Below are 21,858 nucleotides of genomic sequence, written 5' to 3' on the forward strand. Positions count from 1 at the left end.
GCCCCTCGACTTCGCGGGGCTCAAGAGGCAGGATGGGGCGATGTTTCTCAACTTTCTCGACGAGCTGCGCAGCGCGGGCATCCCGGCCAGCCTCAAGGAGCATTTGCTCCTGCTTGAGGCGCTCGACGCCGAGGTGATCGAGCGCACGCCAGAGGATTTCTACTACCTCTCCCGCGCGGTCTATGTGAAGGACGAGGGACTCCTCGACCGCTTCGACCAGGTCTTCGCCAAGGTCTTCCGCGGCCTCGCCACGAGCTATGGCACGACGCCGACCGACATCCCCGAGGATTGGCTGAAGGCGGTCGCCGAGAAATTCCTTACCCCCGACGAGATGGCCGCGATCCAGTCGCTGGGCTCGTGGGACGAGATCATGGAGACGCTCAAGAAGCGGCTTGAGGAACAGCAGGGACGCCATCAGGGCGGCAACAAATGGGTCGGCACCGGCGGCACCTCCCCGTACGGCAATGGCGGCTACAATCCCGAAGGCGTGCGGATCGGCGGCGAGAGCCGGCACAAGCGCGCGCTGAAGGTCTGGGACCAGCGGGAATTCCGCAACCTCGACAACACGCGCGAACTCGGCACGCGCAACATCAAGATTGCGCTGCGACGCCTGCGCCGCTTCGCACGCGACGGCGCCGCGGACGAACTCGACATCGACGGCACGATCGCCGGCACCGCGCGCCAGGGCTATCTCGACATCGTCATGCGCGCCGAACGCCGCAATGCGATCAAGATGCTGCTGTTCCTCGATGTCGGAGGATCGATGGATCCCTTCGTCAAGCTTTGCGAAGAACTCTTCTCGGCCGCGACCACCGAGTTCAAAAATCTCGAATTCTATTATTTCCACAATTGCCCCTACGAGGGCGTGTGGAAGGACAACACGCGCCGCTTTGCCGAACGCACGCCCTTGTGGGACGTGCTCCACAAGTTCGGCCATGATTACAAACTCGTGCTGGTCGGTGACGCATCGATGAGCCCGTACGAGATCACCCATCCCGGCGGCTCGGTCGAGCATTTCAACGAGGAGCCGGGCGCGGTGTGGATGCAGCGCCTGACGACGACCTATCCGTCTGCGGCATGGCTCAACCCCGTGCCCGAGGCGCAATGGGGCTATTCGCAATCGGTCCGCATCATGCGCGAACTGATGACCGACCGCATGTACCCGCTGACACTCGCCGGTCTCGACGACGCGATGCGTGAACTGACCCGCAAGCGCTAAGGCCCCGCCTGCGCGATCCCGTAACGGAACCGTCATGGACCCGGTCGGTTTAGCGTGCATCATCCCTGTGCGAGGAATAGCTTATGTCGTCGATCCCGAATTCTGCCATGCCGCATGCCAAGGTCAAGCATGACGACGACGCCGCGCCGGCCCCCGCCGCGAAGGGCGACTGGATGGACGATGCGACGGATGCCGCCAAGGCCGGCATCGCCACCGCCACCGACGCGGTGAAATCGCACCCGAAGACCGCGATCGCGGTCGGCGCCACGCTGGTCGCCGGGATCGCTGCTGCGATTGCCGCACCTGCGCTCCGCGCAAAGGACGCACCGGAAAAGAAGACCCCGCCAAAGCCCGCGCCCAAGAAGCCCGGCAAGCCGAAGAAGGCCCACTGATCGAAATGCATGGCCCGCCGACAAAGGCGGGCCATCACCTCTGGCATGTTCAGTGGCCTCAAACCGCGTGGACGACCCCGCCAGCCATCGCCGCCGGCACCCCCGTCGTCCCCGGAAAACTGATCGGCAGCCCGCGGAGCATCCGCACCGCCATATAGGCGAAGCCTTCCGCCTCCAGCGCATCGCCGTTCCAACCGAGCGCGTCAGTCGCTTCAACGCCCAGCCCGGTCGCCGCGGCGATCATGGCCAGCATCGTCGGATTGTGACGTCCACCGCCCGCGACCAGCAGCCGCTTGGGTCGCGCGGGCAGATGCCGGATCGCATCCGCAACCGTCTGCGCGGTGAATGCGGTCAGCGTCGCCGCACCGTCCGCCGCCGACAGCCCGCGCGCCGGCTGTATGGTAAAATCATTGCGATCGAGCGACTTGGGCGGCGGTGCATCGAAGAACGGGTGATCGAGCATCGCCGTCAGCACCGTCTCGTCGACGCGCCCCGCCGCCGCCAGCGCGCCCCCCTTGTCGTAGCGCGCGCCCGTCTCCGCCTCGACCCAGCTGTCGATCAGGCCGTTCGCCGGCCCCGTATCGAACGCGACCAGCGAGTCGTTGCCATTTGTCGCGCCGGGAATGAAGGTGATGTTGCCGACCCCGCCCAGGTTCAACACCGCGACCGGCCCGTCGAGCGTGGACGCCAGCGCCGCATGATAGACCGGCAGCAGCGGCGCGCCCTGCCCCCCCGCCGCCACATCGGCCGACCGGAAATCGGATACCGTCGTGATCCCCGTCGCGCGCGCCATCGCCGCGCCGTCGCCGATCTGCCAGGTCCAGCCGCGATCGGGACGATGCGCGATCGTCTGGCCGTGAAACCCGATCACGTCGACATCCGCCGCGGCGACACCGGCATCCGCCAGCAGCTTGTGTACCGCGAAGACATGCGTACGCGTGATGAGATCGCCCGCCGCGACGATCGGCGGACTGGCGCGCGGCCGATCGAACGTCAGCGCCATCCGTGTCGCGTCGGACAGTTCCGCGCGCGCCGCATCCGAATAGGGCTCCCCACGGAACGCGATGGGGCGGACCATCGCCTCGCCATCGGTCTCGATCAGCGCGGCGTCGATCCCGTCGAGCGACGTCCCCGACATCAATCCAATCGCCAGCATTTTGGGTCCCTTTCCCTGTCCTCAGACCCGGCCATGACGGATCGAATCTCGACCGCCTAGAAAAAACCGAACTTTGCGCCTATGTGCGCGGCTCCCATGGCAACCATACTCCCCACTCCGCCCAAGATCGGCATGGTCTCGCTCGGCTGTCCGAAGAACCTCGTCGACAGCGAGCGGATCCTCACGCAGCTGCGCGGCGACGGCTATCAGATGTCGCCCGACTATGCCGGTGCCGACGTTGTCCTCGTCAACACCTGCGGCTTTCTTGATTCGGCGAAGGAAGAAAGCCTCGAGGCGATCGGCGAAGCCATCGCCGAGAACGGCCGTGTCATCGTCACCGGCTGCATGGGCAAGGAAGCCGAGGCGATTCGCGCGCGCTTTCCGCAGGTGCTCGCGATCACCGGTGCGCATGAATATGAGCAGGTCGTCGGCGCGGTCCACGAAGCCGCTCCGATGCCGCCCTCCGCATTCCTTAACCTGATTCCGGATGCCGGGCTCAAGCTGACGCCGCGCCACTACAGCTATCTGAAGATCTCGGAAGGCTGCAACCATCGCTGCTCCTTCTGCATCATCCCGAGCCTGCGCGGCGATCTCGTCAGCCGTCGTCCCGACGCGATCCTGCGCGAAGCCGAAAAGCTCGTCGCCGCGGGCACGAAGGAGCTGCTGGTCATCAGCCAGGACACGTCGGCCTATGGCGTCGACCTGCGCCACTCGGTCTGGCCATTGAAGGGTGGCGGCGAGGTTCGTGCACACATGACCGACCTCGCGCGCGAACTCGGCAAGATCGCGCCGTGGGTGCGGCTGCATTACGTTTACCCCTATCCGCACGTCGACCACGTCATACCGTTGATGGCTGAGGGCCTGGTGCTGCCCTATCTCGACATCCCGTTCCAGCATGCCGCGCCAGCGGTGCTGCGCCGCATGAAACGCCCCGGCAACGACGCCAAAGTGCTCCAGCGCATTCACAAATGGCGTGAGATCGCGCCCGACATCACGATCCGCTCGACCTTCGTCGTCGGCTTCCCCGGCGAGACCGAGGAGGATTTCCAATATCTGCTCGACTGGCTCGACGAGGCGCAGCTCGACCGTGTCGGCGCGTTCCGGTTCGAACCGGTCGAGGGCGCGGCCGCCAACCTGCTGCCGGACCACGTGCCCGAGGCACTTAAGGAAGAGCGCTACGCCCGGATCATGGAAAAGACTGCGGCGATCTCGGCAGCGAAGTTGCAGGCCAAGATCGGCCGGACGCTCGACGTGATCATCGACGTGGTCGACGACGAGGGGGCGACGGGTCGCTCACAGGCGGATGCGCCCGAGATCGACGGCGAGGTCTTCCTGCGCGACGCGGGCCACCTGACGGTCGGCGATATCGTACCCGTGACGATCGAAGATGCCGACGACCATGATCTGTACGGCGTGCCGGTCTGAAGCGCCTGCGTCGGTCTTGACGCAACGATACTACCCCAAGGTGCACGCGAAAACGCCTGCACCTTAGGGCTCACACGTTCAGACGACGTTGCGACCGGTGAACAGCTTCACGAGCACCACGATCACTGCAATAACGAGCAGGATGTGGATCAACCCGCCCGCGACGTGAAAGGCGAAACCGGCAAGCCAGAGGACGAGCAAGATGACGGCGATGGTCCAAAGCATGGCAGTTCCCAATCTGTTGTGATGACGTGATCGATGCCGCTGAAACGTCCCCGCGCTCGAGCGTGTTCCGCCGTTTAACCTGATATGGGTTAAGCTCCTCAGCTGGCTCGACATTAAGTTGCGGCGTTGCACCGCCACCCGCCTTCTGCTTCGATGTCGCCATGCTGTTTCGCCTATTCACGCTCGCCGCGCTCGCGCTTCCCTTGCCCGCCATCGCCCAGTCGCTCACGCCTGCGGAAAGCGCGCAGATCGATACGCTCGTCGCCGGTTCGCTCCGCGATACAGGCGTCCCGTCCGCATCGATCGCGATCGTGCGCGGCGGGCGGATCATATTCGCCAAGGCCTATGGCAAGCCGTCGGAAACGATCGCCGTGGCGGATCCGGCGTTGCCCTACCAGATCGCGTCGATTTCGAAGCAATTCACCGCCGCCGCGATCCTGCTGCTCGAGGATGAGGGCCGGCTGAGCCTCGACGATACGGTGGCAAAATATGTCCCCGGCGTGACCGGCGGCGACCGCATCACGATCCGCCAGTTGCTCAGCCACACCTCGGGCCTGCAGGACTATTGGCCGCAGGATTACAGCTTTGCGGCAATGGCGACCCCCGTCACGCCGCAGCAGATCGTCGATCGCTGGGGGAAGAAGCCGCTCGATTTCCAGCCGGGCACGCAGTGGCAATATTCCAACACCGGCTATGTCGTCGCGGGCCTGATCGTCGAGAAGATCGCGAAACAACCGCTGCTCGACTTCCTGCAGCAGCGCATCTTTAAGCCGCTCGACATTCGCGCGCTCGATCAGGACAAGGCGATCGGCAAGGCATTCCCGCAAGGCTATGGCCGTTTCGCGCTCGGGCCCGTCCGTCCCGAGACGCCGAGTGCGCCCGGCTGGCTGTACGCCGCGGGCGAGCTGTCGATGAGTGCGCGGGACCTCGCCAAATGGGACGTCGCGCGCCTTACCCGAACCACGCTGCCCGCGGACGACTGGGCGGCGCAGGAGACCCCGGTCAGGCTCGTCGACGGATCGACCAATGGCTATGGCCTCGGCGTCTCGACCGGCACCGCCAACGGGCGTCGCTATGTCGAGCATAGCGGCGAGGCGGTCGGGTTCCTCTCGGAGAACATCGTGTATCCCGACGATCAGGCGGCGATCGTCGTGCTGACCAACAGCTGGTTCAGCGATGCGGTCGGCCGCATCTCGAGCGGGATCGCGAAGATCGTCCTGCCACCCCCCGCCGCGAACGCAGAGGATACCGCCGCCCTGCCCAGGGCACGCGCAGTCTACGATCAGCTCCGCACCGGCACGCTCGACCGCAGCCGCCTGACCGAGGACGCCAATTTCTATTTCAAGCCGGTGGCGCTCGCGGACTATAAGTCGAGCCTCGGCGCGCTTGGCGAACCGACCGGTTTTGCGCAAACCGGCCGCGCCCGCTTGCGCGGCGGCTTCGTCAACCGCACCTATCGCATCACCTATCCCGACCGTACGCTGTCGCTCAGCACCTATGCCGAACCCGGCACGAACGGCCGGTACGAACAATTCCTCGTGGCCCCCTCTCAGTAACTGGCATGCAATGACCGATTTCGCTTCCCTGCTTCAGCCCGACCGCGGCCAACCCGCCACGCCGATCCACGTCGTCCGTCCGGAGGGGTTTGCGGGCTGGCTCGGTGCTCAGCCGCCGCGCATCCGCACCGCGGTCGCGGCGCATGGCCTGACTGGCAAGCCGGGCGACCGCGCCGTGCTGCCCGGCGACGCCCCTGACACATGGTCGATGCTGCTAGTGTGTGACGAGGCGATGTCGTCGCCGTGGCGGATTGCCTCGCTCGGTGCCTCGCTTCCCGCAGGCACTTACCGCCTCGCGCAGGGCGACGTGGGGGGTGCCGGACTTGGCTGGATGCTCGCACAGCATCAGTTCGATCGCTATCGCAAGCCCGCCGGCAAGCCCGCACGCGTGTTGCTGACGAGCGAAGTCGCGGCGATCGAGCCGACGATCCGTCTTGCCGAGGCGACCGCGATGGTCCGCGACCTCGTCAACACCGGCGCATCGGATCTCGGTCCCGCCGAGCTCGAGGCAGCGGTCGAAGCGCTCGCCGCACGGCATGGCGCGACCGTGACGACGACGCGCGGCGACGCGCTCGCCAGCGGCTATCCGATGATCCACGCGGTCGGCCAGGCAGCATCGGAGGCACGCGCGCCCCGACTGATCGAGCTCGAATGGGGCAACCCGACGCACCCGCGCGTCGCGCTGGTCGGAAAAGGCGTCTGCTTCGACTCGGGCGGCCTCGACATCAAGCCATCGGCCGGCATGCGGCTGATGAAGAAGGACATGGGCGGCGCTGCGCACACGCTCGCCCTGGCCGGGCTGGTGATGGGGGCGAAGCTCCCCGTCCGACTCCACCTGCTCATCCCCGCGGTCGAGAACGCGATCGCCGGCAACGCCTTCCGCCCGGGCGACGTGCTCGACACGCGACAGGGCATGACGGTCGAGAATACCAATACCGATGCCGAGGGGCGGCTTGTCCTCGGCGACGCACTGACGCGCGCGGTCGAGCACCGGCCCGCGCTGATCCTCGACTTCGCGACGCTGACGGGCGCGGCGCGTGTCGCGCTCGGCCCCGATCTTCCGCCGCTGTTCACCGACGACGAGACGCTCGCGGCCGAGCTGATCGCCGCCAGCCATGACCAAGCCGACCCGCTCTGGCGGATGCCGTTGTGGAACGGGTATGACGACATGCTCAAGTCGGACATCGCCGATCTGGTCAACGCGCCCGATGGCGGTTTTGCCGGCGCGATCACCGCGGCGCTGTTCCTGCGCCGCTTCGTACCGCCCGGCATCGCCTGGGCGCATCTCGACGTCTTCGCCTGGCGCCCGGTTGCGAAGCCCGGCCGCCCCAAGGGGGGCGAGGCCTATGCCTTGCGCGCCGCCTTCGCGATGCTGAGCACGCGGTACGGCGCCGGCTGAGGCCGGCGGCCGGACCGCGCGTCAGCGGGCGTCGTTGCAGCCCGCCGCGGCCTCAATGATCGGGACGAACTTGTCCGCAGTCAGGCTGGCGCCACCGACCAGAGCGCCGTCGACATTCGCGGTCGCCAGAATGGCGGCTGCGTTGCTGCCGGTCACCGACCCGCCATAGAGGATCCGCACCCCCGCTGCCGCATCGCCGATCAGCATGCGCAGCTTCGCCCGCGCGATCGCATGGATCGCGGCGATCTCGTCGAGGGTCGGCGTACGCCCGGTACCAATCGCCCAGCGCGGCTCATAGGCCAGCGTAAACCAGCTTCCGTCCGCATTGTCGGGTACCGATTTCTCGATCTGCGCCTGCACGACACGTTCGGCACGGTCGGCATCGCGTTCCGCCTCGGTCTCGCCGCAGCACAGGATGACGCGCAGCCCCTGCCGCCGCGCCGCCGCCGCCTTCGCCCAGGCGTCGTGGCTGGTTTCGTGCTGGTCAGCACGGCGTTCGGAATGACCGACGATCGTGAAGCACGCACCCGCTTCCTTCACCATCCCCGCCGACACGCAACCCGTATGCGCGCCCGAATCGGCCTCGTGCACATCCTCGGCACCGATCGCGAGCGCCGGCGCGCGATCAGCCGCCGCGGCGATCAGCGTGAAGGGCACGGCAATTTCCACATCGACGTCCGGCGCTGCCGCCGCCGCCGCCGCGATCGCGTCGAGTTCGGCCAGCGCCGCGCGCGACCCGTTCATCTTCCAGTTTCCCGCTACCAACTTGCGCCGCATCGCACTCTCCCGATCATCATCGGTCCCGGATAGCGCCGACACCGAACGGCACAAGCTTGAAGCGCGCCGATGCGCACCGTAAAGCGGAAGGAACTCAGTCCCTGTCGATCGGCCATTCATGCTCAGTTTCTTCCGCCGCCTCACCCAGTCGAGGTTCGGCGTGATCATCACCTTCGGCCTCCTCGGCGTCATCGCACTCGCCTTCGCGGCGGGTGACATGACCGGGTTGGGCGGCGGAACAAGCGGCATCGCCGCCGACGACGTTGCCACGGTCGGCAAGGCGGACGTGACAGCGAACGAGCTTCGCACGCGTGTCCAGACCGAGATGGAAGGCTTCCGCCAGCAGCAGCCGACGCTCGACATGGCGAGCTATGTCCAGCAGGGAGGCTTCGACGGCACGCTCGACCGCATCACGGCGAGCCTCGCGCTCGAGCAGTTCGGCCGGCAGCAGGGCATGGTCGTCAGCAAGCGCGCGGTCGACGGGCAGATTGCCAGTATCCCCGCACTGCAGGGCCCGACCGGCAAGTTTGATCCGTCCCTGTATCAGCGCGTGCTGGTCGAACGGAAGCTGACCGACGCGCAGATCCGCGCCGATATCGTCCGCGACACCTATGCGCAGCAGCTGATCCTGCCGACGCGCGGCGCGTCGCAGGTCCCGAGCCAGCTCGCCCTCCCCTTCGCCTCGTTGCTGCTCGAGAAGCGCAGCGGTCTGGTCGGCTTCATCCCGACCGCCGCGGTGCCCGCCGGCCCTGCGCCGACCGACGCCGAACTGAACGCCTTCTATCGTCGCAACGTCGCGCGCTACACGATCCCCGAACGCCGCGTCATCCGCTACGCCGTCGTCGACGCAGCGCAGGTGAAGGCGCAGGCCGTCCCGACCGACGCCGAAATCGCCGCGCAATATCAGCAGGATCGCGCGCGCTACGCCCCGACGGAGAAGCGCACGATCACGCAGGTCGTCGTCGCCGATCAGGCGGGAGCAGCCGCGATCGCTGCCAAGGTGAAGGCCGGAACCGCGATCGCCGACGCCGCCCGCGCCGCCGGTCTCGAAGCATCGACCCAGACGGGTGTCGAGAAGGCCGCCTATGCCGGCACAACCAGCCCGCAGGTCGCGGATGCCGTGTTCGCGGCAGCGAATGCCGCGGTCGTCGGCCCCGTTCGTACGCCGCTCGGCTGGACGATCGCTCGCATCGATTCGATCCAGAACGTCCCCGCCAAGACCCTCGACCAGGCACGTGCCGAGATCGCCACAGCACTCAGCGCGCAAAAGGCGCAGGCAGCGCTCGGCAAGATCCATGACGCGATCGACGATGGCCTGTCGGACAATGCAACGTTCGACGAGATCATCGCAGACCGTAAGCTGACCGGGATCACTACGCCCGGCCTCGTCGCCAACGGCACCAACCCCGACGCGCCCGCCACCCAGCCCGACGCCGCGCTCGCGCCGATCGTCAGCGCCGCATTCCAGGCCGCGGAAGGCGATGCACCGCAGATGGTCCAGACCGGGTCGGACGGCAGCTTCGCAGTTGTCGCGCTCGGCCGCGTCGTTCGTGCCGCACCCCGTCCGCTCGCACAGGTTCGTCCTGCCGTGATGCGCGACCTCATGGCCGACCGCGCCAGCCAGGCCGCCCGTAAATATGCCAATGCCGCGCTTGCACGGATCAACAAGGGTATGCCGCTGCAGCAGGCGCTGGGGCAGTCGGGCTTCCCGGTCCCGCCCGCGCGCCCCGTCACGGCGTCGCGCGCGCAGATCATGCAGAACCCCGAAAACACCCCGCCCGTGCTGCGCCTGATGTTCAGCATGGCGCAGGGTACCGCCAAGACGATCGCCGGTCCCGATGGCTGGTTCGTGGTCAAGCTCGACAAGATCGATCGCGGCAATGCGACCGGTAACCAGGCGGCGATCCAGGCCGCTCGCGGTTCGATCGCGCGCAGTGTCGGCCGCGAATATGTCGACCAGTTCGTCAAGGCCGTCCGCGCGCAGGTCGGCGTGAAGACCGATCCGAAGGCCGTCGCCCGCGTCCGGGCCGAACTGCTGGCACAGGGTGGTTCCAATAACTGAGCTCGCACGCGCGGCGCTCGCCGCCGGACGCCCTGCCCTCGTCTGGCGGCGGCAGGTCGCCGACACGGAGACGCCGGTCGCCGCCGCCCTCAAGCTCATCGAGCCGGGGCGTGGCGACTTCCTGCTCGAGTCGGTCGAGGGCGGCGCAACACGCGGACGGCACAGTCTGATCGGCCTTGCGCCCGACCTGCTGTTCCGTGCCGCGGGTCATCGTGCCGAGATCAACCGTCACTGGTCGACGGATCGCGAGGCGTTCGAGCCCTGTGCGCTGCCCACACTCGATGCCCTGCGCGCTCTGGTCGCCGAATGCCGCAGCGACGTCCCGGAGGAGCTGCCACGCGCGCTCGCCAGTCTGGTCGGCTATTTCGGCTATGAGACGGTCGGTCTGGTCGAGACCCTGCCGCAACCCGACAGCGATCCGCTCGGCCTGCCCGACATGATCTTCGTGCGTCCCTCGGTGGTTCTCGTCTTCGACCGGCTCGCCGATGCGCTGTTTCTTGTCGCCCCCGCCTGGCCGGATCCCGCGATGGATCCCGCCACGATCGTCGCGCGTGCCGAAGAGCGACTCGACGCCGTCGCCGCGAAGCTCATGACCACGCCGGTACCGGCGCCGGTCCGGGCGGTCTCACCAGAGCCGTCCTACACGCCGGCGCTGTCGCCGGATCGCTACGGCGCGATGGTCGCGCGCGCGAAGGACTATATCGTGGCCGGGGACATCTTCCAGGTCGTCCTGGCCCAGCGCTTCAGCACGCCGTTCACGCTCCCGCCGTTCGAGCTCTATCGCTCGCTCCGGCGGATTAATCCGTCGCCTTTCCTCTATCACCTCGATCTTCCCGGCTTCGCGCTGATCGGATCCTCACCCGAGATCCTCGTCCGCGTCCGCGACGACGAGGTGACGATCCGCCCGATCGCCGGGACCCGCCCGCGGGGCCGCAGTGCTGCGGAAGACGAGGCGAACCGGACCAGCCTGCTGGCCGATCCGAAGGAACGCGCGGAGCATCTGATGCTGCTCGACCTCGGCCGCAACGATGTCGGACGGGCATCGGCGCCGGGATCGGTCCGCGTCACGGCGAGCTACGGCGTCGAATTCTACAGTCATGTCATGCACATTGTCTCGAACGTCGTCGGGTCGCTCGCGCCCGGCAGCGACGCGCTCGATGCGCTGTTCGCGGGGTTCCCGGCCGGCACGGTCAGCGGCGCCCCCAAGGTCCGGGCGTGCCAGATCATTGCCGAACTCGAACCCGAACGGCGTGGCGCCTATGCCGGCGGCGTCGGCTATTTCTCCCCCGACGGATCGATGGACTCGTGCATCGTGTTGCGGACCGCCGTCGTGAAGGACGGGATGATCCATGCACAGGCCGGGGCGGGAATCGTCGCCGACAGCGATCCCGTGTCCGAACAGCGCGAATGCGAGGCCAAGGCCGGGGCGATCCTCGCCGCCGCCCGCGAAGCGGTCGCGCGCGCCGGCGGGACGTCCTACGGGCAGTAATCCCGCCATCGTTCGACAAACACAGTAAAAGGCCGCGGGCGTCAGGTGACGACCGCGGCCTAGGATCCGGATAGAGCTCGCCGTGGCGTCAGGGATCGATCGCCTGCCCCGCAGCCTGCGCACGACGCTCGGCCGAATAGGCGCGGGCACGCGCGAGCGCACATCCCGACTGTCCGCCCGTGCCGACCGGCGAACAGGTGTCGGGTAGCCCGCCCGCGACGCGGCCGACCTGGTCGACGGTCGCGGCGCGGTTGACCCAGCTCTGATTCTGCGCGGCGATCGGTGCGGTATCGCGCAGTTCCTTGGGGATACGATAGGGTTGGTCGAGCGTCGAGCAGACGACGATCTCGCCACTGGTCGATGTCGGGCACTTTTGGCCAGCCCCCAGCGTGACGCTGCGGATCCGCTGCGGAGGCTGGCCTTGTTCGGCCGTCTGCTCCTGCGCCGAAGCGAGGGCGGGAAGCGCGATCAGCGCGGCGAGGACGGTGAGACGGAACATTGGTGGGAAACTCCTTGCATACGCACAACGTCTGCCGCCGCAGGTTGCTCCGTGCTGAATAGCATGCCCCGCGCTTTGCCCTGCACCGATTATGGCCGACATAATGTGCAGCGTCGCCCGATGCGCATCCCCGTTGCACCGTCTTCGACTTCGTCTATGGCGAACGCATGATCCTGGTCGTCGACAATTACGACAGCTTCACCTGGAACCTCGTCCATTATCTGATGGAACTGGGTGTCGAGGTGGAGGTCGTCCGCAACGATGCGATCTCCGCTGGACAGGCCCTGTCGTCCGGCGCGGAGGCGTTTCTCATTTCCCCCGGCCCCTGCACGCCGACCGAAGCGGGCGTCAGCCTCGACCTCGTCGCCGCCTGCGCAGATGCCGGCAGGCCGCTGCTCGGCGTCTGCCTCGGCCATCAGGCGATCGGGCAGCATTTCGGCGGCAAGGTCGAACGTGGCGGGCTGATGCACGGCAAGACGTCGCCGGTCGTCCATGACGACACCGGCCTCTACGCCGGCCTCCCTTCGCCGTTTCTCGCGACGCGCTATCATTCGCTGATCGTCAACGCGGTCCCCGATACGCTGGTCGTCAACGCGACCGCGCAGGATGGCAGCGTGATGGGGTTCCGCCACACGACGCTGCCGATCCACGGGGTGCAGTTCCATCCCGAGAGCATCGCGACCGAACACGGTCATGCGATGCTCGCCAATTTCCTGACGCTGGCGGGGATTGCGCATCAGCTGCCCGACCGCCTGCGCGAGGGGCTCGATCGATGACGACCACCGTGCTCCTGCCGGATCCGACGACGCCGCTGTTGCGCGAGACCGCGCGCGAGGCGTTTGCCGACATCCTCGACGCGCGCGCCAGCGAGGACGCGATCGCCGCATTCCTGATCGCCATGTCCGAGCGTGGCGAAACTAGTATCGAGATCGCCGAGGCCGCGCGTGCGCTGCGTGAGCGGATGATCCCGATCGATGCGCCGCCGGGCGCAATCGACGTCTGCGGCACCGGCGGCGATGGCCACCACACGCTCAACGTCTCGACCGCCGTCGCGCTCGTCGTCGCGGCCTGCGGCGTGCCGGTTGCCAAGCATGGCAACCGCGCCGCCTCGAGCAAGGCCGGCGCCGCCGACACGCTCGAAGTCCTCGGCCTCGACATGGACCGCGTCGGCTCAACCGCCGAGGCCAGCCTGCGCGACATCGGCATCGCCTTCCTGTTCGCCGCCAATCACCATCCGGCGATGAAGCGGATCACCCCGATCCGTCAGCGTATCGCCAGGCGGACGATCTTCAACCTGATGGGGCCGCTCGCCAATCCCGCGCGAACGACGCGTCAGCTCATCGGCATCGCGCGGCCCGATTATGTCCCGCTCTACGCCGATGCCCTCGCCCAGCTCGGTACCCAGGCCGCACTCGTCGTTTCCGGCGAGGAAGGGCTCGACGAACTGTCCGGCGCGGGCCCCAGCGTCGTTGCGTCCATCGGCAACGTCGCGCTTCCCGCGCGCGTCACGCCCGACGATGCAGCGTTGCCGCGGCATGCGATCACGGCAATTCGCGGCGGTGATGCCGCCCATAATGCAGAGGCGCTCCGCCGCCTGCTGAAGGGCGAGGCGGGCGCCTATCGCGACGCCGTCCTGCTCAACGCCGCCGCGGCCTTGATGGTCGCCGGGACCGTCCCCACCCTTGTCGCAGGCGCCGCGCTCGCCGCCACCGCCCTCGACACCGGCAGCGCCGACGCGCTGCTCGACCGCTGGATCGCCTACTGACATGACCATGCTCGACCGTATCCTCGAGACCAAGCGCGCCGAAGTCGCCGCGCGCAAGGCCACCACCTCGCTGTCGGACATCGACGCCGGCATCGCCCGCATGTCCGCGCCACGCGGCTTCCGCGCCGCGCTCGATGCGAAGTCGGGCTATGCGCTGGTCGCCGAGGTCAAGAAGGCCAGCCCGTCCAAGGGGCTGATCCGCGCCGATTTCGATCCCCCCGCGCATGCCCGCGCTTATGAAGCTGGCGGTGCCGCCTGCCTCTCGGTGCTGACCGACGAAAAATGGTTCCAGGGCGCTGACGCCTATCTGTCCGCCGCGCGTGACGCCGTGTCGATACCGGTGCTGCGCAAGGACTTCATGGTCGACCCCTGGCAGGCGACCGAGGCGCGCGCGATCGGTGCCGATGCGATCCTGATCATCGTCGCCGCGCTCGACGATATCCAGATGGCGGAGATCGAGGCCTCCGCGCTCGAATGCGGGATGGACGTACTCGTCGAGATCCACGACGCGCACGAACTCGATCGCGCGCTCAAGCTCAAGTCGCGGCTGATCGGGGTCAACAACCGCGACCTGCGCGACTTCACGGTCGATTTTCAGCGGACCTACGACCTGGTCGACAAGGCCCCGCGCGACTGCACCTTCGTCGCCGAAAGCGGGCTGACGACGCGCGCCGACCTCGACGCGATGGCCGAGCGCGGGATCCGGTGCTTCCTGATCGGGGAAGCGCTGATGCGCCAGGACGATGTCGAGGCCGCGACGCGGGCACTGGTCGGATGAGCCAGCTGACGCATGTCGATGCGACGGGTGCCGCACGGATGGTCGATGTCGGCGGCAAGACCCCGACCGCACGCGAGGCCGTCGCGACCGGCCGGATCACGATGTCGGTCGAGGCCGCGCGCGCGATCGCCGAGGGATCGGCAAAGAAGGGCGACGTCATCGCCGTCGCCCGCGTCGCGGGGATCATGGCCGCGAAGCGGACCAGTGATCTGATCCCGCTCTGCCATCCGCTGCCGCTGACCAAGATCACGCTCGACCTCGACGTCGACGCCAGCGGCGTCACCGCGACCGCAACCGTCGCGACCGACGGCAAGACCGGCGTCGAGATGGAAGCGCTCACCGCGGTCGGGGTCGCGCTGCTCACGGTCTACGACATGGCCAAGGCGATCGACAAGGCGATGGAGATCGACGGGATCCGCCTGCTCGAAAAGCGCGGCGGAAAGTCCGGGGACTGGTCCGCACCGCGCTGACGCGGGCAGACCAGTCTTCCGTCGTTACAGCCCGATCTGCAGGCTTGCGCGTAGCGACAACGCGGCGCGTCCCTGCTGCTCCTCGGCGTTGAATTCGCCGCCGAAGCGGAACGCCGCATTGCCGCCGACCGCGCGCAGCTTGCCGACCCAGCCGCTGGTCCGCTCCTCGGGTGTCAGCGTGAACGCGGTCCCGCCGGCAAAGGCCGCGGTCGTCGCACCCAGCCCCCCGCCAACGAGCTCGCGCCGCCCGCCCTCGAGCTCGAAGCGGAACCAGCCTGCGTCCTGGTTCTGTCCCCCGAGATCGAGACCCAGCGCCGCGCTACCGGTCACGGCCAGTTCGTCGCTGCTGCGTGACTGGACGACCAGATCGATCGCGGTGCCGCCCCCGGTTTCGCTGTAGCCGTCCTCCTTCAGCTTGTAATAATCGACCGCGATGATCGGCCGGAACGAGATATTGCCCAGATCGGCATCATAGGACAGGCCGCCCGACGCCGAGTAGAGCGTGCCGTTCCAGTCCGCGCTCGACACGCGCTGGACCGCCTCGGTCCCCGCGGTGCCGGCGAAGCGCCGCACGCCGTCGAACCCGATCCGCGCACCCGAGGCGCGGGCATTGGCGTTCAGCCCACCCCAGTGCCCACGCCAATAGGCCGCGAGCTCATACTGGTTGGAGCTGACCTCATTGCTGGTCCCCTCATCGGCATCGCGGCCGCTGAGATAGGCTAGCGACGCACCGATATTGCCCAGCCCGGTCTTGTATTCGGCCCCGCCGGAGACGCCCCAGCCGGTCACGTCATAGCCGCCGGTATCGCCGATGCTCTTCGACGTGCCCCAGCCGACCTGGCTGACCCAGTAGCCCCACTGGCCCTCATCCTTGAACGGGCCGTGCGGGTCGGCGATCACCCGGGCCGTCGCGCGCGAGCCCATCGTCACGGTCTCGAACGTCCCGCCGGCATGATCCGGAAGCATCTGGCGCAGCGATCCGCGAAATGCGTCGCCGTCATTGATGTTCAGGAACGCCTGGCCGACCTTGGCGTCGGTGCCGAGCGCCGCATAGACTGCGTTGTAGGCGGAGGTCTGCGAGCGGTTGAGGCCGAGTTCGACCGTGGTCTTGCGGACGATGTCGATCGCAACGTCGTTGCCCGTGCCCGTCGCGACGTTCCCCTTGTAAAGGAACGGCAACAGCGTGGTCGAGGCGGTCAGGTTTGCCGCGCCGGTCAGGCTCCCCGCGCGCAGGACCGTGTACCGTCCTTCCGCACCGGTGATGCTGGCGAGCTTGAGCGCGAGCTTGGTGTCCTTCTCGAACGACGCCACCCCGGCGACGGTGATCGACGTCCCCGTCCCCCCGGTCTTGTCCAGCGTCACCGCCAGCACGCTGCCCGAGCCCATCGCCAGCGACGCGATCGTTGCAGCCTTGGTCAGGTCGAGCGTACCGCCCGCGACCGTCACGGCCAGCCCGCCGCTGTTGGCGAGCGTGCCCGAAAAGCGCGATGTCCCGCCGATGGTCAGCGTGTCCGCCCCGCCACCGAAATCCGCCGCGCCGCTGAACACCGCGGTACCGGCAAGCGCCATCGCGTCATTGCCGGCGCCGAAGAGCGCAGCCCCCGCATAGGCTGCGTCGCCCGACAGCGCGAGACGGTTCGCGCCGCCGCCGAACCGGGTCGTGCCCGACACGGTGCCATCGGCGATCTCGAACACGTCGTTCCCCGAACCGAACCGAACGTCACCGACGATGCTCGGCGCCGTGACGCCCGCCGCGACCGCGGTCTGGCGGACGGTGGCGCCCGCCGTCGCTGCGGACAGGTCGATCGCGACGTTGCGCTCTGACGTAGCCAGTGCACCACTTGCGGTGATCGCCCCGCTATTCTCCACCAGCGTCACCCGGCCGGACCGGTCGAGGATCGCGGTGGCGCTGCCATCGGCCGCCTGTGCGCTCGCCTTGATCGTACCGCTGTTGCGGATCGTGCCGACCGTCGCGCCCGCCTCGATCAGGACCGCGCTCGACAGCGACGCGGTCGTGCCGCCGCCCGCCGCCGCGATCGTCCCGGCATTGCGCAGTTCGGGCGTCGTCGTGCCGCTGCCGATCCGGATCGCGGTCGCACTCGCCCCGTTGGCCTGCGCCTGGACCGTGCCGTTGACCGCAATCCCGTTGACGATCGACACGCTGCCACCAAGGCCGCCGATCGACAGGCCGGTCGCGGTGACACCCGCATAGACACCGCTGCCACCGATGCCGCCATCGACGATCAGGCCGAAATTCGTGCCGCTACCCGCGACTGCGCCGATCGCGACCGCATTGGTCGCCGACCCGATCTGGACCGCTGGTGCCGCGCCATAGGCGGTGACCATGGCCGATCCCTCCTTGCTGTCGTCGATCCCGTCCTTGTCTTCGTCATTGTCGGTCGTGCTGGCATCCTTTGGCGGCACTGCGAAGACGATTCCCCCCGACACGTTGCCCGCGACGACCAGCGCCGAGCCGCCCTGCAACAGGTCGTCGGCATCGAGCTTCGACGGATCCGCCGGCGCGGTCGTGGTACGGTAGCCGGTCGCGCCGAGCGAACCCTGCACCACCAGCGCACCGGTGATCGCGCCGTCTAACCGGACCGCCACGGCCCCCTGCCCGATCGCCGCGACCGTTCCGGCGAGCCGGACGTTGCCGGTAATGTCGCCCGTCCGTACGCCGACCACGTTCGTCCCCGTCACCGCAATCGTGCCCTCGGTCTTGAACGCGCCGGACAGCGGGCCGCCGAGCCAGATCCCTGCGGACTCGTTCCCCTCGACCGTGATCGCGCCCGTATTGGCGATGGCGCCGCTATAGGCGCCCGCGGTGCGGATGCCGGTACGGCCGCTGCCCGCCGCGAAGGGGCCGTCGAGATCGCCATCCTTGTCGACATCGGTCGCCTCATAGGTCTCGTCGACGATGATCTTGCCGCTGTTCGTGATACCGCCGCCCGTCCCCGCCACCGCGAGAATGCCCGTCGCATTGTCCGCATTGGTGATCTGGACGGTGCCTTCGTTGGTGACGGCGTGCACGCTGTCGATCGTCACCGCCGTACCGCCGGCAGGGGTCACCGATCCCGCGGCCGTGATCCGGATCGCATCCGGCGCCCCGGCCTTCACGGTCGATGTCCGCACCGCATCGGTGCGCTTGGTCTCGATCGTGGTCTGCGCATGGGCCGGAACGACCGCCATCAGGCAGGTAGAGGCAAGCAGGATACGACGCATGAACCAGGTCCCTTTTCGAATATGTTTCGAACACAGGACGGAACCATTGCCGCGCAGCCTTGCCGACCTGCGCAGCTTTTCAGAATGCCGCGTCTATCCCAAGGCGCAACGTGCGGGGACGCAACGGCGTGATCTGGCCGCTGCCGATCTGGAACGGCGTGCCAAGCGCGAAGCGATTGCCGGTGCCATCCGTCAGATTGGTCACGCCGAGCGTGAAGCCCAGGGTCGGCCGGCCGACCCGCATTGTCAGCGCGGTATCGAGATAATCGCCTTGCTCCTCCCCGAGCACCGGGCCGATACCGAGCCGGGAGCGGCCGACATAACGCGCCCAGCCATAGACCCGCAGATCGAGGTCACCGCGGAGCGGCCGGCTATAGTCGAGCCCCAGCCGCCCTGCGAACCGGGCGATATTGGGAACCTGGCTCATGCGCGCGAACGCCAGTGCATAGGCCTGGCTGGGTTCGGTCACCCGGCTGTCGTTATACGTCAGCCCGGCGTCGATCGTGAGCCCGGCGACCGGTCGCCAGGCGGCTGCCGCGCTTGCCGACCAGATCCGGCCGTTGCCGATATTGGCGGTACTCGGCAACCCCGACCCGTCGATGAAATCCGCCTGGATATCGTCCCACAGCGTATGTGACAGCCCGGCCGACAGGGATACCGCGTCGATCCCGCTCTGCCCGAACCGTATGCCGCTTTCGATCGTGCGGACCCGGTCGTTGCGGAACCGCCGGACGAAGTCGCTCTCGATCGCGAGCCCGCCTGGGCGGAACCCCTGCTGGTACCGGGCATAGAGCGACAGCCGCGGCAGCACCGTTGCGATCAGCGATCCGGACGGCAACAGGCTGGTTTCGCGACGGCTGGCGGTCACCTGCGCCCTTGCCAGCGCGATCGGAGCGAGGGCCTCCGCCAGATCCTGGCCCGTTCCCGACAGCGCGGCCCGTGTCACGCGCGCGCCGCCGGTCGCGATCAATCCGGGGAACAGCGCGATGCTGCCCTCGCCATACAGCGTCGCCTCGTCGATCCGGTTGGTGACGCCCGTCACGGGCACCGGTGCCTCGACTGCGCCGAGTGCGCGCGACAGCCGTGTCCGGTTGTGCGTGAAGCTGCCGCCCACCACCCAGCCGAAGCCGGCGCGCATCGGCCGCCACAACCGGGTCTCGTTGGTCACCATCGCGGTCGCGTTGCGCTGCACGAACAGCCGCGGATCACCGTCCACCATGGTGGCGTCATAGCGTTCCGTCAGCGTCTGCCCGACAATCGCCGTCGACGATCGCAGCATCAGGCCGCCAAGCGTGCCCGATACGACCAGGTCGCCCATTCGGTAGTCCGCACCGAAGCCCTGCACGACGGCGCTGTTCCGCGTGCGGGGCGGTGCGTCGCGATCGGTATACTGGCTGTCGTCGCCGCGGGTCCGCTGGTACACGCCGCCCAGATCGAGCGTCCAGTCGCGCCCCAGATCGACGCGCAGCGTACCCCGCCCGCCGGCGATGCTGGTGCGGTTCACGTCGCTCTGCCCGAGCGTCGGGTTGTCGATATACCCGCCCTCCGTCACCGCATAGCCCACGATGCGCAGCGCCATCCGGCCCTCCAATACCGGCAGGTTGAGCGTCGCGCCGATGTCGCCGCCGGGGTCGCCATGCGTCGTCGCGGACACGCCCGTCGCGATGGCGGCCGTCGTGTCGTCGATCACCGGCGCATTGGGGACGGTGCGGATGATGCCACCGAGCGACCCTGCGCCGTACAGGGTGCCCTGTGGCCCCTCGAGCACCTCGACCGAGGCGATATCGTAGAGCCGCAGGTCGGGATCGGGCGCGTTGTAGCTGAGCCGGATGTCACCGAGATACTGGCCGACGGTCGTCTGCGTCGGTCCGGTGAAGCTCGAATCCGCGATGCCGCGAATGAACAGCTTGTTGCGCCCCGCACCGAGATGCGTCGACGACACGCTCGCCAGCCGCGCCAGCACCGCGTCGCTGCCCCCCGCGCCGCCAAGCGCCAAGTCGATCCCGTCGAGATGTGCGACCTGCCCGGCAAAATCGCGCAGCCGGGTGTCCCGCTTGCTCGCGGCGACGATGATATCTGCCCCTGCGATGGTCGGCACTGCCGGCGCGGCATTCGCGCTCGCCCCCGGCAGACGGCGCTGTGCCGCACGTGGCGGCGCGTCACGCGCGACCAGACGCCACCCCCCGGCCCCTGCGGACCGTATCGTCGACCCCGTCGACCGTGCGAGCTTTGCGAGCGCCTGCCGCGCCGTGAAGCGTCCCCGGATCGCGGGGACGGGTCGTGCCCACAGGACCGGGTCGTCGACGGCGATGCTGACCCCGGCCTGCCGTCCCAGCGCCAGGACGGAGTCGCCCAGCCGGCCCGCGCGAAGGTCGAGCGATACCGGCCCCGCCGCAGCCGACGCAGCGGTCAGCCCGGCGATTGCCACCATAACGACAAAGACCCCGCCCTGCCGGATCACCGTGCCGACATCGTCCAACCCTGGGCGGACCGCCGCATCGTCACGTCGAGCAGTGCAGCGAGCGGCATGGGGTCCCGCGCGAGCCCTGCCGTGGCGATCGTTGCACGGACGCGGCGATCGGCGACGTCCGGCGCCACCGCGATCGTGATGCCCAGTGTCCGCGACAGGTCTTCGGCGACTTCGGTCATCGGCGTATTTTCGAACGCGAGCCGCCCCTCGCGCCACGATCCGACCGCCGCGGCATCGACCGTGATCCGCATCACACCGCCGCGCGTGGCCACGACGCCCTGCCCCGCCGTCATCCGGATCGCGTTCGGACCCGGATCATAGTCGACCGCACCTTCGGACACGGCAACGCGCATGCCATCACTAGTACGCTTGACGTCGAAGGCCGTGCCGACATCGACCAGCCGCGTCTCGCCGACCCGGACCTCGAACGGATCCGCCGCATCATGCGCGACGACGAACATCGCCTCGCCCCGATCGAGCGTCGCGATACGCGCATCACGTCGATCGATCGTCACACGCGAACCGCCCGCGAGCATGATCCGGCTTCCCTCAGCAAGCAGGATCGTCCGCGCGGCCCCCGGCGCCGCCTCGACGGCATAGGGTTGGGGCCGGCGCTCATAGACCGAAAGGCCGGCGACGACCGCCAGCGATGCGGCGATCGCCCCACCGGCCCACCGACCGATACGCTTCGGCGCGCGTCGTGACGGGCTGGCGATCGGAGGCGCCACCGCGCCCGCCTGCGGCGCGCACACCAGTGCGACGCCATCATCGATTGCGGCGTTCAGCGCGTGATAGCGCGGGGCATGCGCCGGGTCCGCCTCCATCCACGCCATGAAGCCGGGCCAGTCGTCGAATGCGGGATCGCCCGTCCGCACGATCCAGTCGAGCGCCTGTGCGTCCAATGCGGTGTCGTCCTGCGCCATCATGGCCTCCTGACTGGCTTGACGGAGACGT

Annotated in this window: 18 protein-coding genes; 11 read left to right on the top strand and 7 right to left on the bottom strand. The window is 68.2% G+C overall.

Going from position 1 to position 21,858, the window contains the following annotated elements; genetic code table 11:
• The first annotated feature begins 40 nt into the window (after positions 1-40).
• Both ASE89_RS08905 and ASE89_RS08910 read left to right on the top strand, forming a co-directional pair.
• Entirely contained in the window at positions 41-1,219 is a 1,179-nt protein-coding gene (locus tag ASE89_RS08905; RefSeq protein ID WP_056676210.1) for a vWA domain-containing protein, read from the top strand.
• Positions 1,220-1,302: 83 nt separating this feature from the next.
• Entirely contained in the window at positions 1,303-1,611 is a 309-nt protein-coding gene (locus ASE89_RS08910) for a hypothetical protein (RefSeq protein ID WP_056676217.1), read from the top strand.
• 58 nt (positions 1,612-1,669) lie between these two features.
• On the opposite strand, the gene ASE89_RS08915 is transcribed toward ASE89_RS08910, so the two are convergent.
• A complete protein-coding gene (locus ASE89_RS08915) occupies positions 1,670-2,767 on the bottom strand; it encodes an anhydro-N-acetylmuramic acid kinase (protein WP_056676220.1) in 1,098 nt (365 codons plus the stop codon).
• A 96-nt stretch (positions 2,768-2,863) separates the two neighbouring features.
• Between ASE89_RS08915 and rimO the strand changes: the two genes are divergently transcribed.
• Positions 2,864-4,192, top strand: a complete 1,329-nt coding sequence (gene rimO, locus ASE89_RS08920) for a 30S ribosomal protein S12 methylthiotransferase RimO (protein WP_056676227.1) — start codon at positions 2,864-2,866, stop codon at positions 4,190-4,192.
• Between the two features lie 78 nt (positions 4,193-4,270).
• Here rimO and ASE89_RS20300 read toward each other — a convergent pair whose 3' ends face one another.
• Complete coding sequence (locus ASE89_RS20300; RefSeq protein WP_107045915.1) at positions 4,271-4,417, bottom strand: lmo0937 family membrane protein; 147 nt, start codon at positions 4,415-4,417, stop codon at positions 4,271-4,273.
• Between the two features lie 161 nt (positions 4,418-4,578).
• Between ASE89_RS20300 and ASE89_RS08925 the strand changes: the two genes are divergently transcribed.
• Both ASE89_RS08925 and ASE89_RS08930 read left to right on the top strand, forming a co-directional pair.
• Positions 4,579-5,973 carry a serine hydrolase domain-containing protein gene (locus ASE89_RS08925; RefSeq protein ID WP_082451347.1) on the top strand — a complete coding sequence of 465 codons (1,395 nt, stop codon included), beginning with the start codon at positions 4,579-4,581 and terminating at the stop codon, positions 5,971-5,973.
• 10 nt (positions 5,974-5,983) lie between these two features.
• Positions 5,984-7,372 carry a leucyl aminopeptidase family protein gene (locus ASE89_RS08930; protein WP_056676229.1) on the top strand — a complete coding sequence of 463 codons (1,389 nt, stop codon included), beginning with the start codon at positions 5,984-5,986 and terminating at the stop codon, positions 7,370-7,372.
• 21 nt (positions 7,373-7,393) lie between these two features.
• Here ASE89_RS08930 and tpiA read toward each other — a convergent pair whose 3' ends face one another.
• The gene (tpiA, locus tag ASE89_RS08935) at positions 7,394-8,149 is read right to left on the bottom strand and encodes a triose-phosphate isomerase (RefSeq protein WP_082451348.1); all 756 of its coding nucleotides are present in this window, start codon (positions 8,147-8,149) and stop codon (positions 7,394-7,396) included.
• Positions 8,150-8,267: 118 nt separating this feature from the next.
• On the opposite strand from tpiA, the gene ASE89_RS08940 reads away from it, so the two are divergent.
• A complete protein-coding gene (locus ASE89_RS08940; RefSeq protein WP_056676232.1) occupies positions 8,268-10,211 on the top strand; it encodes a peptidylprolyl isomerase in 1,944 nt (647 codons plus the stop codon).
• A complete protein-coding gene (locus tag ASE89_RS08945; RefSeq protein WP_056676234.1) occupies positions 10,195-11,700 on the top strand; it encodes an anthranilate synthase component I family protein in 1,506 nt (501 codons plus the stop codon). The genes ASE89_RS08940 and ASE89_RS08945 overlap by 17 nt, the downstream gene beginning before the upstream one ends.
• 88 nt (positions 11,701-11,788) lie before the next feature.
• On the opposite strand, the gene ASE89_RS08950 is transcribed toward ASE89_RS08945, so the two are convergent.
• The gene (locus ASE89_RS08950) at positions 11,789-12,199 is read right to left on the bottom strand and encodes a hypothetical protein (RefSeq protein ID WP_056676239.1); all 411 of its coding nucleotides are present in this window, start codon (positions 12,197-12,199) and stop codon (positions 11,789-11,791) included.
• A gap of 167 nt (positions 12,200-12,366) precedes the next feature.
• On the opposite strand from ASE89_RS08950, the gene ASE89_RS08955 reads away from it, so the two are divergent.
• Genes ASE89_RS08955 through moaC form a run of 4 tightly spaced genes read left to right on the top strand, consistent with a single transcriptional unit; the run spans position 12,367 to position 15,212 of the window.
• Complete coding sequence (locus tag ASE89_RS08955; protein ID WP_056676242.1) at positions 12,367-12,975, top strand: anthranilate synthase component II; 609 nt, start codon at positions 12,367-12,369, stop codon at positions 12,973-12,975.
• The gene (gene trpD / locus ASE89_RS08960) at positions 12,972-13,964 is read left to right on the top strand and encodes an anthranilate phosphoribosyltransferase (protein ID WP_056676244.1); all 993 of its coding nucleotides are present in this window, start codon (positions 12,972-12,974) and stop codon (positions 13,962-13,964) included. The genes ASE89_RS08955 and trpD overlap by 4 nt, the downstream gene beginning before the upstream one ends.
• Position 13,965: 1 nt before the next feature.
• Entirely contained in the window at positions 13,966-14,742 is a 777-nt protein-coding gene (trpC, locus tag ASE89_RS08965) for an indole-3-glycerol phosphate synthase TrpC (protein ID WP_031440383.1), read from the top strand.
• Positions 14,739-15,212, top strand: a complete 474-nt coding sequence (gene moaC / locus ASE89_RS08970) for a cyclic pyranopterin monophosphate synthase MoaC (RefSeq protein ID WP_056676247.1) — start codon at positions 14,739-14,741, stop codon at positions 15,210-15,212. Before trpC ends, moaC begins: the two co-directional genes overlap by 4 nt.
• 24 nt (positions 15,213-15,236) lie before the next feature.
• On the opposite strand, the gene ASE89_RS08975 is transcribed toward moaC, so the two are convergent.
• The 3 genes from ASE89_RS08975 to ASE89_RS08985 all read right to left on the bottom strand — a co-directional run bounded on the left by ASE89_RS08975 (position 15,237) and on the right by ASE89_RS08985 (position 21,827).
• Positions 15,237-18,434 carry an autotransporter outer membrane beta-barrel domain-containing protein gene (locus ASE89_RS08975; protein ID WP_056676250.1) on the bottom strand — a complete coding sequence of 1,066 codons (3,198 nt, stop codon included), beginning with the start codon at positions 18,432-18,434 and terminating at the stop codon, positions 15,237-15,239.
• A gap of 79 nt (positions 18,435-18,513) precedes the next feature.
• Positions 18,514-20,913, bottom strand: a complete 2,400-nt coding sequence (locus tag ASE89_RS08980) for a TonB-dependent receptor (RefSeq protein WP_330219050.1) — start codon at positions 20,911-20,913, stop codon at positions 18,514-18,516.
• Complete coding sequence (locus ASE89_RS08985; protein WP_056676254.1) at positions 20,892-21,827, bottom strand: FecR family protein; 936 nt, start codon at positions 21,825-21,827, stop codon at positions 20,892-20,894. The genes ASE89_RS08980 and ASE89_RS08985 overlap by 22 nt, the downstream gene beginning before the upstream one ends.
• Between the last annotated feature and the right edge of the window lie 31 nt (positions 21,828-21,858).

The sequence above is a fragment of the Sphingomonas sp. Leaf30 genome, assembly GCF_001422525.1.
GTDB lineage: Bacteria > Pseudomonadota > Alphaproteobacteria > Sphingomonadales > Sphingomonadaceae > Sphingomonas > Sphingomonas aerolata.